A 13,931-nucleotide genomic window follows, 5' to 3' on the forward strand; every position below is an offset into this window, starting at 1 on the left:
TGCGAGCTTGACGAAACAAGTTTTGCCCCCGCGCCTCTACCTGACTAACGAAAAACTGTGCCAAGGAGTTTAGGAAGAATGGGTATATGGTTATGTCTTTGCACACCTAACTGACTCGCCGCTAGTTCCAGTCTTCTTAGTCAGAAACCTCCCAGCGGGTCAACCAGACAACCTTTCAGCCAGTTAAAACTGGTTTTTCCACATCATCGATTCCACGGGCTTCACCGTCCGCTCGTTGTACTTGGCGTTGGGCTTGCGGTTGTAGAAGTTCTCCACGCTGCCCTGCACGGTGAAGTAAATGAGCTGCCCTACAGGCATGAGGTGGTATACCCGAACGGGCATCGACACGCTGATTTCCAGCGTCCAGGTGTTGCAGAAGCCGATGTCGCCCTTGCCAGCGGTGGCATGAATATCGATGCCCAGGCGGCCTACGCTGCTTTTACCTTCGAGAAAGGGCACGTGTGCGTGGCTTTCGGTGTACTCCTCCGTCACGCCCAGGTAGAGCATGCCGGGCTGCAGCACAAAGCCTTCCTCGGGTATTTCAAACACGTCGATTTCGTTGTGCTTGCGCGCGTCCAGCACCGCGTCGCGGTAAGTAGCCAGGTAACGGCCCAGGTGCACGTCGTAGGAGTTGGTACCCAGGCAGCTCCGGTCGTAGGGCTCAATGACGATGTTGCCTTGCTCAATTTCAGTGAGAATCTGCTGGTCGGTCAGAATCATATGGAGAGGTAATTATGAATTATGAATGCTGAGTTATGCATTGGCAGCTTCAATGGGAACCTGCCGATAGGGCCGCCAATTCAGCATTCATAATTTAGAATTCAGAATTATTCGCCGTCTTCGTAACGGTCTTCGGGTAGCTCGCGGCGGCGCTTGGGGGCGGCGTAAGCAGGTTCAGTTTCTTCGTCTTCCGGCTCTTCGTCCGTTGGTAGATCGTAGGCACCATCGAGGCGGCGGCGCAGCTCGGGCACCGTCACGAGAGTGAGGCGCAGGGTGAGGCCCAGCGAGGCCAGGGCCATCAGAAACGTGATATAATCCAGCAAGCCATAGCGCGACGGTGGGCCGTCGGATGGACCGGTGCTGGTGAGGGCACCGATTTTGCGGGCCGAGGGGGCCACCGTTTCGCCGTCGGGCTCGGGGGCGGGGTCTTCTATGGGGGAGGCCAGCGGGGCTTCGGCGTCCACATCAGCCGGGGGCACGGCGGCGCCATCGGCCGCCAGCGTGGTTGGCTCCGGGTCTTCGGAGGCATTGAACTGGGCCGTGCCCTGTTTGATGACGCGCTGCAAGGCCCGGATGAGCATCACCCGCTCGTCGCGCGGCAGCACCCGGATAAAGAACTCGAAGTTGCGGTCAATCAGAATACTATTGAGCTGCTTCTCGAACTCCACCAAATCGGTGCGGCCCTGGCCAAAGCGGTTCTTGAACCGTTCCGATACGCCGTTGTAGTTCTGAAACAGCGTTTTCAGGTCGTCGCGGCCCATGAAGTCATCGAACTCGCGGCGGGCTTTGGCCGTGCGCAGCGTGATGGGAAACTTACGCCGCGTAAACGACTTGTCGTACACGGTTTCCATAGTGCGGAAGTTCAGCTCGTCTACTGTGCGGTCGAACAGGCGCTTGTTGGCAGCGGCCGGGGCTTCCGTCTGGGCCAGCAACGTGGCCGGCCCGACAAGCCACAGCAGCAGAACAAGCGGGAGCAGCTGGCGAAATCGGAGCATAGCGGGCAAAGGAGGTTCGCCGCAAAGGTCGTTTATAATGTGCTGATGTGGAAATGTGTTTAATGTGCTGATGCGGGCAACGTGCGAATGGGTGGTCTAACCAACGTGTCATTACGAGCGTAGCGAAGCAATCCGGCCTGAGCAGCACCAGGCACATCTTTTTACCAGAAAATCCCTGACGTATAAGCATAAAGTCAGGGGCTCTCCACATTTCAAGGCTACGTAAGTTGCTCAGGCCGGATTGCTTCGCTACGCTCGCAATGACATGTTTGCCTTGATTAGCACATTACCCACATTCCATCACATTAGCACCTTACATCCCGTGGGCTTTGCGCATGGATTCGCGGCAGGCGGTGAGGTAGAGGTCCACGTACTCATCGGTAATGGCGGTGCTTACGAACAGGGCTTCGTACTGGGCCGGTGCGAGGTAGATACCCCGGTGTAGCATAGCCCGGAAGTAGCGCCCGAAAGCTTCGGTATCCGAAGTTTTGGCAGATTCCAGATCGGTAACGGGCTGCGCGGTGAAGAACACGCTGAACATGGAGCCTACCTGGTTCACGGTGTAGTTCAGGCCCAGTTCGGCGCAGATCTGACGGGTGCCGTCGGCAATGCGCGTGGTGATGCGGTTTAGCTCGTCGTATAGCTCGGGATGCTCGTTGAGGTAGGTGAGCTGGGCAATGCCGGCCGCCGTGGCAATGGGGTTGCCGGAGAGCGTGCCCGCCTGATACACCCTGCCGGCCGGAGCCACGTTGTCCATGATATCCTGGCGGCCACCGTAGGCACCTACCGGCATCCCGCCCCCGATGATTTTGCCTAGCGTCGTCATGTCCGGGGTGATGCCGTAGAGCTCCTGGGCGCCGCCCCGGGCCAGCCGGAAGCCGGTCATTACCTCATCAAAAATAAGCACGATGCCGTGCCGGGTGCACAGCTCGCGTAGGGTTTGCAGGTAGCCTTCCTGCGGCGCCACCAGGCCCATGTTGCCCACCACCGGCTCCAGAATGAGGGCGGCCACCTGGCCTTCGTTGGCCTCGATGATCTGCGTTAGTGCGGGCACATCGTTGAAGGGCACGGTGAGCGTATCCTGGGCCACGCCCTGCGTGACGCCCGGTGAGTCGGGGGCGCCGAGGGTGAGGGCGCCTGAGCCGGCCGCAATCAGGAAGGAGTCGCCGTGGCCGTGGTAGCAGCCTTCAAACTTGATGATCTTGTCGCGCCCGGTGTAGCCCCGCGCCACCCGAATGGCCGACATCGTGGCCTCGGTGCCGGAGTTCACCAGCCGCACCTTCTCAATGCTGGGCACCATCTGCTTGATGAGCTCGGCCATTTCGACTTCCCGGCGCGTGGGGGCTCCAAACGACAGAGAGTTCTGAATGGCGCCCTGCACCGCCTCCAGCACAAGGGCGGGCGCGTGGCCCAGTATCATCGGCCCCCAGGAATTGATGAAGTCGAGGTACTTGTTGCCATCCACGTCCGTCAGCCAGGCCCCCTGAGCCGACTGCATGAACACCGGGTGCCCGCCCACGGCCCGGAACGCCCGTACCGGCGAGTTCACGCCCCCCGGAATGTGGTCTTTGGCGCGGGTAAAAAGGGCATCGGAAGTGGCAAGGTTGAGCGTAGGCATAAGGGGAAGTTTTCTGGTTGAATGGCTGTTAAGTGGCTGAATGGCTATCTGGTTGAATAGTTGGCCCTATAGTTAGCGCATTGGCTGTATGCCAAATGAATCATTCAGCCTTGTAGCCATATCAACCAGAAACCCATTCAACCGGTTACCGGCCGCTAACGGGGTTCAGGACTTCGGTTTCCAGCCGTTCGAGCTTGGTGAGGGGTACGTACTGGTTATCATGGGCGCCGCCGGGGTAGCCAATGCCCTGAAATACAGCCCCCGACACCGGCCCGCCGTTAGCTAGCGGCTGCTGAAAGGCCGGGCCATGCTGGTGCAGCTGGGAGCCAAAGTAATACAGCAGCTCGAAGCCTGAAAAGGCAAACACGGAAGGGGGTAGGTTCTGGCGCTGGGTGTAGAGCTGGCGGAAGCGCCGCACGCCGGGGTTGGTTTTGTCGAGGTACTTGGGCTGGATGAAGTACACGTCGCGGGCGTCGAGCTGACTGAGGCCCACGCGGTTGTTTTCTATCCAGGAGGCGTAGGTGATGAGCGGGATGCGGGCGTCCTGGGCCTTGAGGGCGTTGAAGGTAGCCGGGCCGGCCTGCTTGCCATCGGAGGCCACTACCAGGTGCCCCAGCGTCTTCAGATCCACCCCCGCAAACCCCGCCGTCACCGATTCCTCCACGTCGGAGTTGAGGCGGCGCAGCTGGAGCACCTTGCCACCCAGCGCCTCGTAAGCCTGCTTGTAAGCCAGCCCGAAGGAAGTTTCGTCCTTGGTGTCCTCGTAGAGCACCACGGCGGTACGGGGGCCACCCAGCCGGTTGTAAGCAAACTCGGCAGCCTGCCGGGCCTGGGTAGCGGTGCTGGGTTCGAAGAGGTAATGCCAGGCATTGTCGAGCACCAGCTCTCCGTCCTGCGACAGCGGGTTTACCACCACAATCTGCTTTTGCTGGGCGTAGCGAGCCAGAATCTTGCTGCCCGACTTATACACGGGCCCGATAATCATATCCATGCCGGCCACCTCCGGCAACGCCAGCACCTGCTTGAGCTGCAGCGTGTCGGCGCCGGTATCGTAGGCAAAGAGCTGCACCGGTCGGCCTTCGCGCTGCAAAGAGTCCTGGGCCAAACGTAAGCCCGCGTACAGGTCCGTCACAAACTGGTTGCGGCGCCGCGTTTCCCAGCTGGTATCGTTGAACTCGAAAGGCAGCAGCACGCCAATGTTGTAGGAGCTCTTTTTGGCCGGGCGGCGGGGCGTGTAGCGGGTACGGTCCAGCTGAAACTGCGTGATGAGCTGGTCGAGCTGAGGTCGGTCAGCATCGGTGTACCAGCCGCCGTTGGCCAGCTTGTCGGCGTAGGCGCGGGCCAGGGCCGCTTCCTGCGGAAACGCCTGCAACAGCTGCTGGAAGGTAGCTTTGTCTTTGATGCGCGGCAGATACTGCGCCTTCATATTCTCGCGCTCCGTGGCCAGCCGGTCGGCCGGCACCTGGGCTAGCACGCGCAGCGCATTGTCGAAGTCACCCTGCTCAAAGGAAAGCTGCCCCTGCAGAAAAAGGGCCTCGGCCAGGGCGGGCCACTGCGGAAACCGGCTGCGCAGCAGGTTCAGCATCTGCTCGGCCTCGGCCCACTTTTTGGCGCGGCTGGCGGCCACGGCATAGAGGTAGGCCGCTTCGGGCGCGCGCTCAAACTGCGTGGTAGGCGCCGTGAGCGGCTGCAGCTCCTGCATGGCCAGCTCGTAGCGCGTCTGATCAATGAGCGTCTTGCCGTTGCGGTAGCGGGTGTTGAAATCCACGGAGCCCATATTGGCCGGCAGGGGCGGGCCGGTAGGCTTGGGAGGTGCTGAAGACGCTGGCTTGGGCGCTGCCGTAGCCGCTGGCTTTGAGGCTGCTGTTGCGGCTGGCTTGGCTGCCCCGGCCGGGGTAGCCGCCGGCTTTGGGGGCGTAGTAGCTGGCCGCGCCGGCGTGGCAGCGGGAGTAGCGGGCTTTTTGACGGGTGTTTGCTGGGCCAGGGCAGGAGCTGCCGCATAGCAGGTAGCACACAGCACGGCCGTAAACAAAGAAGAGAAAGACCTCATAAACCGAGGAGCCGGGGAATAGGCAGCAGGAACCACGGCGCCGCAACCAACGCGGTGCCCGGGGCAAAGGTACGTAGTTGCGGCGGGCAAGGGTTATACTACACTGAAGCGGGCTCCCCAATAGTACTTTTTCGGGAGGTACCCCGGAGGTGGGTAGGCAGTGCCTTCGCTGTTCCTTCTCGGAAAGTGTACGCTGCCTTCAAACTGACTTTTGTATTTAGGCAGGAAGATGTCAGAGGTAGCGGGAACTGCTTGGAAAGGCATCAGCTCACAGGCAGAGCGCCGCAAAGCCCGACGACGGCTATAGCATTCAACCCGAAGATTTCCGACCTTGGCAGCATGTCGATGTCCGTTGCTGCTTTTTCGGCGCCTCAGCTGCGCCAACGCCTGAACCTGGTGCTGGTGCTGGGTGCCTCCCTGGCCCTCAGCGTGGTGCTGATTGCCTTTCGGGTATTTCTAACGCACAAGATTACCCTCGTTTTTCTGCTCTGGAACCTGTTTCTGGCCCTCATTCCGTTTGGGCTGAGCACGCTCCTGGGGCTGGCGCACGGCCGGCTGAAGGCTCGGGTGCTGCTGCCGGTGGGGGCGGTATGGCTGCTGTTCTTTCCCAACGCTCCTTATATTCTTACCGACCTTTTTCACCTGGAGCCCCGCGCCGGTGTGCCTTATTGGTACGATCTGGCTTTGATTCTGAGCTGCGCCTGGAACGGGCTGATGCTGGCCTATGCCTCCCTGACCGATATGCAGACGCTGGTGGCGCGCCGTATGGGCACCTGGACCGGCTGGGGTTTTGCGGCGGTAGCGCTGCTGCTCAGCTCCTTCGGCATCTACCTGGGCCGCTACCTGCGCTTCAATAGCTGGGACATTGTTACCAACCCGCTCACGCTGTTCTACGATATTCTCAACCGCCTCGTCCATCCAACCGCCCACCTCAGTACCTGGGGCGTCACGCTGCTGTTTGGGGCATTTCTGCTGCTGGGCTATGCTACCGTGCGCCTGATGGGGCGCGTAGGGGGAGGAAGAGCCTGCGTCGGTCGGTTGAAGACCAGCTTAAAGCTCGTAAGCGGGTGTAATCGTTGGAGAATAAGAATAGCGGATACAGCTTGATAGTCCTCCCAGTGGGTAGTATCTTTCTGAGCCTTATCCGGCTTAGCTTCCTGCGTGAAAAACCCGCCTATCTACGTTGAAACCTCTATTCGCTGCTCAATGGAAGAGCTGTGGGCTCACACCCAGCAGCCGGAGTTGCATCAACAGTGGGACCTGCGCTTTACAACCATTGAGTACCTGCCCCGGGCGGCCGACACAGAGCCGCAACAATTTTTGTACGCCACGCGCATCGGTTTCGGGCTGGGAGTAGAGGGCCGCGGCGAGAGTGTAGGTAGCAAGGAGAAGAACGGTGAGCGAACCTCCGTACTCAAGTTCTGGTCGGATGAGCGGCTGTCATTGATTGCCGCAGGCTCGGGGTATTGGAAATACATTCCAATGCCTGCACCGGGTGGCCTGCGCTTCTTCACAGGCTACGACTATAAAACTCGGTTCGGCCTGCCAGGACGCTTATTTGATCGGGCAGTGTTTCGCCCGCTTATCGGTTGGGCTACGGCCTGGAGTTTCGACTGCCTGCGGCTGTGGCTGGAGCGGGGTATCCGGCCGGCTGTGCTGGTGCGGCTGGCGTTGCTGCAACTGCTGGTACGCGGAGTGCTGGGGTTTATCTGGGTGTATCAGGGGCTGATTCCTAAACTTCTGTTTCCAGATACCGGCGAGGTAGCCATGCTGCGCGGAGCCGGCTTTGCGCCCGACGTCATCAGGTATCTGCTGATGGCCGTAGGCTGGGGTGAAATTGGCTTTGGCCTGCTGTTCTGGCTGTTGCCGGTCCGTTTCCTGCGTACGCTCTACTGGCTGAACTGCGTGGGACTGGTGATACTGGGGCTAGGCGCTATGTTCAGTCAGCCGGCGGTATTCATCGCGCCTTTCAACCCGTTTACCCTCAACCTCGGTATGCTAGGCTTAGCGGCTGTGGGCTTGCTGCTCGATTCCGACGAAATACCCAGCGCCACCCGCTGCTTACGCCGGCCCCGGTAATTCACCGCTCTACTTTCTAAGGTATGCAGTCAATCTATGAGCAAGAGTTAGGCGCCGAGTTTGCGCGGTTGCATCCGCGTATTCAGGAGCGTTTGCAACTGCATAGCACCCAGGAGCGGGCCTTCATTGGACGCGGAGTGATGGAGCGCGTTTGGCATGGGCCGGTGTACACGCAGCCTTTTCTGCGCGTAGGGCTGCTGCGAAATATCATGTTTCCGGAAGCTGGCCACAACATTCCTTTCCGCATCGAAAACTACGCCTACCGCGACAAGCTGGGCCGCGAAACCGTCACCTGGATCAGACGCTTCGAGTTTGCGCGGCGCACCCGTTGCTTTGATGCCACTATGGTGCGCAGTCAGCGGCGCAACTGTATTGTCGATTATTTAGGTACGCATCAACACCTGGCCGTGGACATTGCTTTGGCCGTGACGCCCCGTGGTGGGCTGCGGCTACGCTCGGGTGCCCAGCGGTTTCACGAGGGGCCCTTCAGCTTTCAGTTTCCAATGCTGCTCTCGGGACTGGCCGATGTGGAAGAGTGGTACGACGACGCTGCGGGCTGCTACCGTATTCAGGTTGAAGTCAGCAACCCCACCTTTGGTAAAATCTTCGGCTACCACGGCTCTTTCCAACCCGAGTGGCAGCCAGTTACGGCCGCTCAGATACCAACCTACGCCTTGCCTGTGCGCCTGGAATCCCGCGAATAAATTCTCTGCTACCATTTTATGCTACGTCCAAATGCCGCCGCGGCGCATCTGCGCCTTTCACCTACCCAGCAGTGGCTGGAACTGATGCGCCCTTGGGTGCTGCTGGCGGGCTACGTGGCTACGGCCAGCCTGGGCTGGTGGTGGCTGGCCGTGCCCCTGGCGGTAGCCGTGTGCCTGGCCGGCTTTGTGCAAACCCACGATGCCATGCACCAGGCCCTGGGGCTGTCCAAGCAACAGAACGACCGGCTGCTCACGCTCAGCGGGCTGCTGTTATTGAAAAGCGGGCACGGCCTGCAAGTGACGCACCTGCGCCACCACGCGCACTGCCTGCGCGACGATGACCCGGAGGGTGCCCCCGCTACCTGGGCGTTCTGGCGGGTGGTGTGGCAGGGGCCTTACCATATTCTGATGCTGCGACGGGAATCCTTGCGCATGGCTCCGCACACGCGCTCCATTCAGCTCGTTGAAACCGCGCTGACGCTGCTGCTGCTGGGGGTATTCGTGGGGCTGTACTACTGGTGGGGAAGCCCGGTGGGGCTTGTATATTGGGGCGTGGCCTTCGTGATGAGTGCCACGCTGCCCATCTGGGCGGCTTACCTACCGCACCAACTGGCCGAGCGCAACCCGGCCGTGCGGGCCGCCGCCGCTACGGCACTTTTCTGGACGCCGGTGCTGTCGTCCTTCGCTTTCCATCACCTGCATCACCACTATCCCCGGGTGCCGACGGCCCTGCTGCCCCGGGCGGCAGCGGAGCTGCCGCCGCCCCCGCCGCATCACCACTAGCGGCCCGGAAAGCCCCGTATCTGCTACCTTGCCTTTCCGATGATGCACCTCCAGCCTGATTCCGCCGCCGCGCCCGCTATGACCTGGGGGCAGCTTCTCAGCCGCCGCCGCTACCCCGAGCAGCCCCAGCTGCACGTCGTGACGGATGCGCCGCCCGTGCGCGGGGCCTTCGTGCAGGACTACGACCGGGTGGTGTTCAGCTCGGCTTTCCGGCGCCTGCAGCGCAGAACCCAGGTGATGCCCCTGCCCGAAACCGACTTTGTGCACACCCGCCTCACGCACTCCCTCGAAACCGCCTGCGTGGGCCGCTCCCTTGGTCGCCTCGGAGGCCGCCTGCTGCTCGAAGAAACCGAAGGGCTGGCCCACACGCTGCCGTATCTCGACAGTGACTTCGGCGACATAGTAGCCGCCGCCTGCCTGGCCCACGACATCGGCAACCCGCCCTTCGGGCACAGCGGCGAAGACGCTATATCGGCCTACTTCCGCAGCAGCGCCGCCGAGCCCTTCGTGCGCGTGCTCAACCCCGCCCAGCGCGCCGATTTACAGCAGTTTGAAGGCAACGCCGCCGGGTTCCGGGTGCTCACGCACACCTACGCCGCCCACAGCAGCGGCACGGCCGGCCTGGGACTCACCTACGCCACACTGGGCGCTTTCAGCAAGTATCCGCGGCCGGCCCTGGTGCCAAATACCCGCCTGACACAGGGCACCAGCGAGAAGCGCTACGGCTACTTTCAGACTGAAGCCCCCCGTTTTCAGGAAGTGGCGCGGGAGCTGGGTTTGCGGCCGAAATCGGCGGAGGAGGATGCGGCCGATGGCTGCTTTTACCGGCACCCGCTGGCGTTCCTAGTCGAAGCCGCCGACGACCTTTGCTACCGTATTATCGACTTTGAGGATGGCCTGAAGCTGGGGCTGATTCCCCGGAAAGCCGGCCTGCGGCTGCTGCGCGAAATGCTGGGCGACGCCCCCGACCGGCGCGGCTCCGTGGAGTGGCGCGACTGGCGCGAGGAGCTGGGCTACCTGCGGGCGCGCCTCATCAACCACCTGGTGCTGCAAACGGCGCGGTTGTTTGCCACTCGCGCCCCTGCACTGCTGTACGGCCGCGCCGATGAGCCCCTCGTCTGCCAGTTGGACTGCTGGGAGCAGCTCCAGCATATGCACCAGCTCACCGTGGAGCACCTCTACCACAGTCGCCCGGTGCTGGAAATTGAGGCCGCCGGCTTCGAGGTGCTGGCCGGCCTGCTCGACGCATTCCTGCACGCCTCCTTCGACCCACAGAGCAGCGCCCGTTCCCGCAAGCTTCTGCAGCTGCTGCCCGAGCAGTTCCGGGCCACCGGCCCGCAGCAGCAAGCCACCGCCTACGAGCAAATCATCCTGCTCACCGACTACATCGGCGGCCTCACCGACCAGAACGCCCTCAGCTTGTTCCGCACCATTCGCGGCATCGACCTGCCCAAGGTGTTTTGAGTTTTTCGTTGCTGGTTTATAATTTCTGGTTGCCCGTCATGCTTCGACAAGCTCAGCATGACGCACTATTATACAACGGGCAGCTATCAATTGACAACAGATTACTCAAAGGTTTGTAGCATCTGCAGGGTGGTGTCCAGGGCCTGCTGCCGCAGCAGGTCCTGGTATTGCTGGAGAATGTCGGTCTGGTAGCGGCGCTGGGCGAGTTTCTGGAAAGGCTTCACCTGGTAGCGGCTGCCGGGCGTGCGGCTCAAATTCAGGTAAATGAGGCCCCGGCTGCGGCGCTGGGCTGCTTCGCCGGTCTGTACGCGGCTCACGCGCTGCCGGTTGTCGCCAAGCAGAGTTTGCAGCGGACTGAGGCCCACGTACAGATTGGCACGCCCATCGAGGTAGTACTCCCCGGTGATGGCCATGTCGGTGAGGTTGCTGCTCAGGCTCAGGCCGGGAATGAGCAAGCGGTTGCCGTCGAGGATAAACCGGGACCGGACCGGCTCGAAATACACGTGGCTGGTGCGGCGCTTGCGCAGCATTTTCAGCGTCTGCATCACGGCTTCCACTTCCAGCAGCTCCAGGTTGCGCAAATCGGTACGCAGGAAAGCCTGGGTTTGCGCCAACCGCGGAAGAAAGGTGGCATCCAGCATCGTGCGCACGTCGGCTTCAGTATTCATCGTGCCCCGGATGTTTTCGGGCCCCAGCACATCCAGCCCCAGCACCGAAGCCAGCCCAAACAGCTCCGGTAGCTGAATATCTTCCAGCCGCACCTGCGTGTGCAGCGGATGCTGTCCGGCTTCGCTCTCCGTCTGGAACTGCCCGCGCAGGTGAATACTGCCTCCCAGCGCCTGTAACGAGCATTCTTCGAGCAGTACCTGCCCGGTTTCGAGGCTGCTACGTGCCCGAAACTGCCGGCCCCGCAGCACCCCGTACTGAATGGCATCGGCCTGCACGCGCACCCGGCCCGTGATGGTACCATCCAGCAGGGGCGAAGGCCGGTTGGCCTGACGAGCGGCCCGGCGGCGGGGCGTGTCGGGCGGCTCGGGCAGGGAGCTGAGGGACGCCATCAGCTGCAGCAGGTGTTGCACATCGAGGGTAGCGTAGCGCAAATCCAGCTCGGTATGGGCTCGCAGCAGGTGGTGGCCCCGCAGGCTGGCCGCCGCCGAAAGCTCGCCCGTGCCACCTGTGCTCGTGCGAAACGTGAGGCTGGGAACCCGAAAGTCGGGCCCGTTTTTTTCCATGCGCAGCCGGAGTGCCGACAGCTGGTCGCCGCCCGGCAGCAGCAGCTGGTCGATGTCGGCCGTCACCTGCCCGTTGGCCGCTAGCAGCAGTTCCCGCAGCGAGGGGTCGGATGGAGCTTTGGCAGCGCGGCGCGGGGCCTGGGTGGCGCGGTTGAGCAGGCGCTGGTAGTTGAGCTGGTTGAAGTGCACCGCCAGCCGTGCCGCTACGGGCTGCTCCCGGGTTGTATCCGTCAGCCAGCTCACGGCTCCGCGTACGTCGCCGCCCCAGGCCTGCCCGCGCAAATCGGAAATCTGCACTCGTTGTCCGTTATGCCGCACGGTAGCGGCCAGCTGCTGCAGCGTGTCGGTGGCCAATACCAGACGCCCACACGTGAGGCGGATGTTGAGCTGCAGGCCGGCGGGCAGAAGGTTCAGGGCCCGATATGCCACATCCTGAGGGCGGCCGGGAAGTGCCTGTCTTCGGGTCGGGCGGCGCACCGGTGGGGCCAGTAGGCGGCGCAGCTCGGTTAGCCGGAGCTCATCCACCGCAAAGGTGCCCGTGATAGTAGTGGTGCGGTGCTGCCCGCTGAAGTACGCCAGCAGGTAGGTAGTGGTAGCGTTGGCCTGCACCTGCATCCCGTTCAGCTCGCCCTTCAGGTTTTCCAGCGTCCACAAACTATCGCGCAGGCGTACGCGCACATTGAGGTGGCGAAAATCGGCCCGGCGCCCCGGAACCAGGAAGAAGGCGTTTTCCAGCTGAACCGTACCGCGCACCGCAATGGGCGGGCGTTGAGAAGTCGGGCGCCGCGGGCGCAGGCCCCGCCTTCGCGGAATAACCGGCAGCGTGCCGTTCAGGTGAATATCCAGCGCCACCTGTCCCTGGCGGGCGCGCCAGAGGCGGGGCACCAGCACGGTGGCCAGGGTCTGGAGCTCGGTGCGGCCCCGAATGCGGCCGTAGAGGTGGGGGAGGGTGAAGTCAGTTACTTTCAGCTGGGCATCCAGCTCCCCGGCCCGGGAGTAGAGCCGGCATTGTTCAAAGGAGAGGGAAGAGGTGCGGGCTGAGTGGCTGGGACCATTGTCGAACACGCCCCGGGCGTCCCAGCGCCGGATGCGCCGCGCCGAGTCGGCCCACTGCACCTGCGCATTCTGGAGGGCAAACCGCAGGATGGTGCGTGGCCGAGTGGTAGGGCCGCTCACCCCTTGAATGGAATACCAGATTCGGGCGTGGCTGGCACTGCGGGCTCCGGTCAGAAACCGGTCGAGGCCCGGGGGAAAGCCACCCGCAGCACTTCCAGCAGCGGCTGCCGGCCCGCAAAGCGCAAATTGAGGCGGGTGCCCCGGGGCTGACCGGGCGCCGCGCCCTGGTGCGTGCCGCTTAGGACCACCGTGTCGCCGTTGAGGGTGGAGCTGGTGCGCAGAAACGTGCCCTGGCGCCGCCGGAAGCTGTACTGATAGTGTACCTGCGCCACCATCGGCTCCATTTCAAACAGCGTGCCCCGGCCACTGCGCAAATACTCCAGTTGCCCCTGTAACTGCCCCTGCACGTGCGCTATGCCCTTGCGCACGTGGGCCCGCAGGCTGCCGCGCTGCACGTGGGCGGCAAAGCTGCTGCGGTGCAACTCATTCCGTTCGGAAACGCGAAAGTTGACCAGAACCAGAGAATCCAACTCGAAGGAAGGCGGGGCCGAGGGCGTCGTCTTGTGGGGGCCTTTGCCGCGCAGGCCCCAGTCGTGGCCCAGGGAATCGGTGTACTGCCGGAACACGGCGTCGCGCACCGTTAGGCGGCTTACCCGGAACTCGCCCCGCCATATCTTGCTGACTTCCAGGCGGGCATCGGCGCGGGGCACGCGCAGCACGGTTACGCTCCGGCCGTAGGACGTATCCGTCAGACTCAGGTGGTGCACGGAGGCGGTAAGGTGCGGAAAGTCGCGCAGCAGGGAAAAGCGTACTTCAAACGGTGCCAGCACCAGCGCCGACTGCCGCGCTACCCGCTCGCGCACCAGAGTTTCTACCCGGCGCTGCCCCCAGCGCGTGCCCAGCAGCCAAGCCGCCCCCACTACCACCAACAGCGCCAGCAGCACAAGCAAAGCCAGCAGCCGCGGAATGGTAGAGCGTTTCATGCAAACAGGAAGAGAAGGGCAGCAACAGGTTGGAACAGTCTTACGCAGAGAAGTACCCACGCGGCTAGGGCAAGGCAGCTCGCAGTTTAACAACTTTCAAGCGGCCACTCGCTCCGGCACAGGAGCCAGGGCGGCCAGCAGGAGTATAACATTCAGCAAAACTTTGTCAAATAAACGGAATTAATAT

The 13,931-nt window shown here is 62.3% G+C and carries 11 protein-coding genes; 5 read left to right on the forward strand and 6 right to left on the reverse strand.

The genetic code is table 11. From position 1 onward, the window contains the following. Positions 1–183: 183 nt before the first annotated feature. The 4 genes from dcd to LRS06_RS17970 all read right to left on the reverse strand — a co-directional run bounded on the left by dcd (position 184) and on the right by LRS06_RS17970 (position 5,383). A complete protein-coding gene (gene dcd / locus LRS06_RS17955) occupies positions 184–720 on the reverse strand; it encodes a dCTP deaminase (RefSeq protein WP_257872759.1) in 537 nt (178 codons plus the stop codon). A gap of 107 nt (positions 721–827) precedes the next feature. Beyond that, the gene (locus LRS06_RS17960; protein WP_257872760.1) at positions 828–1,715 is read right to left on the reverse strand and encodes a hypothetical protein; all 888 of its coding nucleotides are present in this window, start codon (positions 1,713–1,715) and stop codon (positions 828–830) included. 313 nt (positions 1,716–2,028) lie between these two features. Beyond that, on the reverse strand, positions 2,029–3,333 hold the full coding sequence (hemL, locus tag LRS06_RS17965; RefSeq protein WP_257872761.1) for a glutamate-1-semialdehyde 2,1-aminomutase: 1,305 nt from the start codon (positions 3,331–3,333) through the stop codon (positions 2,029–2,031). A 145-nt stretch (positions 3,334–3,478) separates the two neighbouring features. Next, positions 3,479–5,383: an ABC transporter substrate-binding protein gene (locus LRS06_RS17970; RefSeq protein WP_257872762.1), complete on the reverse strand. Its 1,905-nt coding sequence runs from the start codon at positions 5,381–5,383 to the stop codon at positions 3,479–3,481. A 345-nt stretch (positions 5,384–5,728) separates the two neighbouring features. Here LRS06_RS17970 and LRS06_RS17975 point away from each other — a divergent pair, with 345 nt between their 5' ends. The 5 genes from LRS06_RS17975 to dgt are packed head-to-tail and all read left to right on the forward strand — an operon-like array spanning position 5,729 to position 10,413. Further along, positions 5,729–6,490, forward strand: coding sequence for a DUF1361 domain-containing protein (locus tag LRS06_RS17975; RefSeq protein ID WP_257872763.1), 762 nt, complete (start codon positions 5,729–5,731; stop codon positions 6,488–6,490). 54 nt (positions 6,491–6,544) lie between these two features. Then, complete coding sequence (locus tag LRS06_RS17980; RefSeq protein ID WP_257872764.1) at positions 6,545–7,462, forward strand: DoxX-like family protein; 918 nt, start codon at positions 6,545–6,547, stop codon at positions 7,460–7,462. A 23-nt stretch (positions 7,463–7,485) separates the two neighbouring features. Then, positions 7,486–8,166, forward strand: a complete 681-nt coding sequence (locus tag LRS06_RS17985; protein WP_257872765.1) for a DUF4166 domain-containing protein — start codon at positions 7,486–7,488, stop codon at positions 8,164–8,166. 18 nt (positions 8,167–8,184) lie between these two features. Next, positions 8,185–8,949: a fatty acid desaturase gene (locus tag LRS06_RS17990; protein ID WP_257872766.1), complete on the forward strand. Its 765-nt coding sequence runs from the start codon at positions 8,185–8,187 to the stop codon at positions 8,947–8,949. Between the two features lie 39 nt (positions 8,950–8,988). After that, positions 8,989–10,413: a dGTP triphosphohydrolase gene (gene dgt / locus LRS06_RS17995; RefSeq protein WP_257872767.1), complete on the forward strand. Its 1,425-nt coding sequence runs from the start codon at positions 8,989–8,991 to the stop codon at positions 10,411–10,413. 101 nt (positions 10,414–10,514) lie between these two features. On the opposite strand, the gene LRS06_RS18000 is transcribed toward dgt, so the two are convergent. Continuing rightward, positions 10,515–12,821, reverse strand: a complete 2,307-nt coding sequence (locus tag LRS06_RS18000; protein ID WP_257872768.1) for an AsmA-like C-terminal region-containing protein — start codon at positions 12,819–12,821, stop codon at positions 10,515–10,517. A gap of 50 nt (positions 12,822–12,871) precedes the next feature. After that, positions 12,872–13,744 carry a hypothetical protein gene (locus LRS06_RS18005; RefSeq protein ID WP_257872769.1) on the reverse strand — a complete coding sequence of 291 codons (873 nt, stop codon included), beginning with the start codon at positions 13,742–13,744 and terminating at the stop codon, positions 12,872–12,874. Between the last annotated feature and the right edge of the window lie 187 nt (positions 13,745–13,931).

This window comes from Hymenobacter sp. J193 (assembly GCF_024700075.1).
In the GTDB taxonomy this organism is placed as follows: domain Bacteria; phylum Bacteroidota; class Bacteroidia; order Cytophagales; family Hymenobacteraceae; genus Hymenobacter.

Coding starts and splice junctions, on each gene's coding strand:
- dcd (WP_257872759.1), bottom strand. CDS start 720: ATGATTCTGACCGACCAGCAGATTCTCACTGAAATTGAGCAAGGCAAC.
- LRS06_RS17960 (WP_257872760.1), bottom strand. CDS start 1,715: ATGCTCCGATTTCGCCAGCTGCTCCCGCTTGTTCTGCTGCTGTGGCTT.
- hemL (WP_257872761.1), bottom strand. CDS start 3,333: ATGCCTACGCTCAACCTTGCCACTTCCGATGCCCTTTTTACCCGCGCC.
- LRS06_RS17970 (WP_257872762.1), bottom strand. CDS start 5,383: ATGAGGTCTTTCTCTTCTTTGTTTACGGCCGTGCTGTGTGCTACCTGC.
- LRS06_RS17975 (WP_257872763.1), top strand. CDS start 5,729: ATGTCCGTTGCTGCTTTTTCGGCGCCTCAGCTGCGCCAACGCCTGAAC.
- LRS06_RS17985 (WP_257872765.1), top strand. CDS start 7,486: ATGCAGTCAATCTATGAGCAAGAGTTAGGCGCCGAGTTTGCGCGGTTG.
- LRS06_RS17990 (WP_257872766.1), top strand. CDS start 8,185: ATGCTACGTCCAAATGCCGCCGCGGCGCATCTGCGCCTTTCACCTACC.
- dgt (WP_257872767.1), top strand. CDS start 8,989: ATGATGCACCTCCAGCCTGATTCCGCCGCCGCGCCCGCTATGACCTGG.
- LRS06_RS18005 (WP_257872769.1), bottom strand. CDS start 13,744: ATGAAACGCTCTACCATTCCGCGGCTGCTGGCTTTGCTTGTGCTGCTG.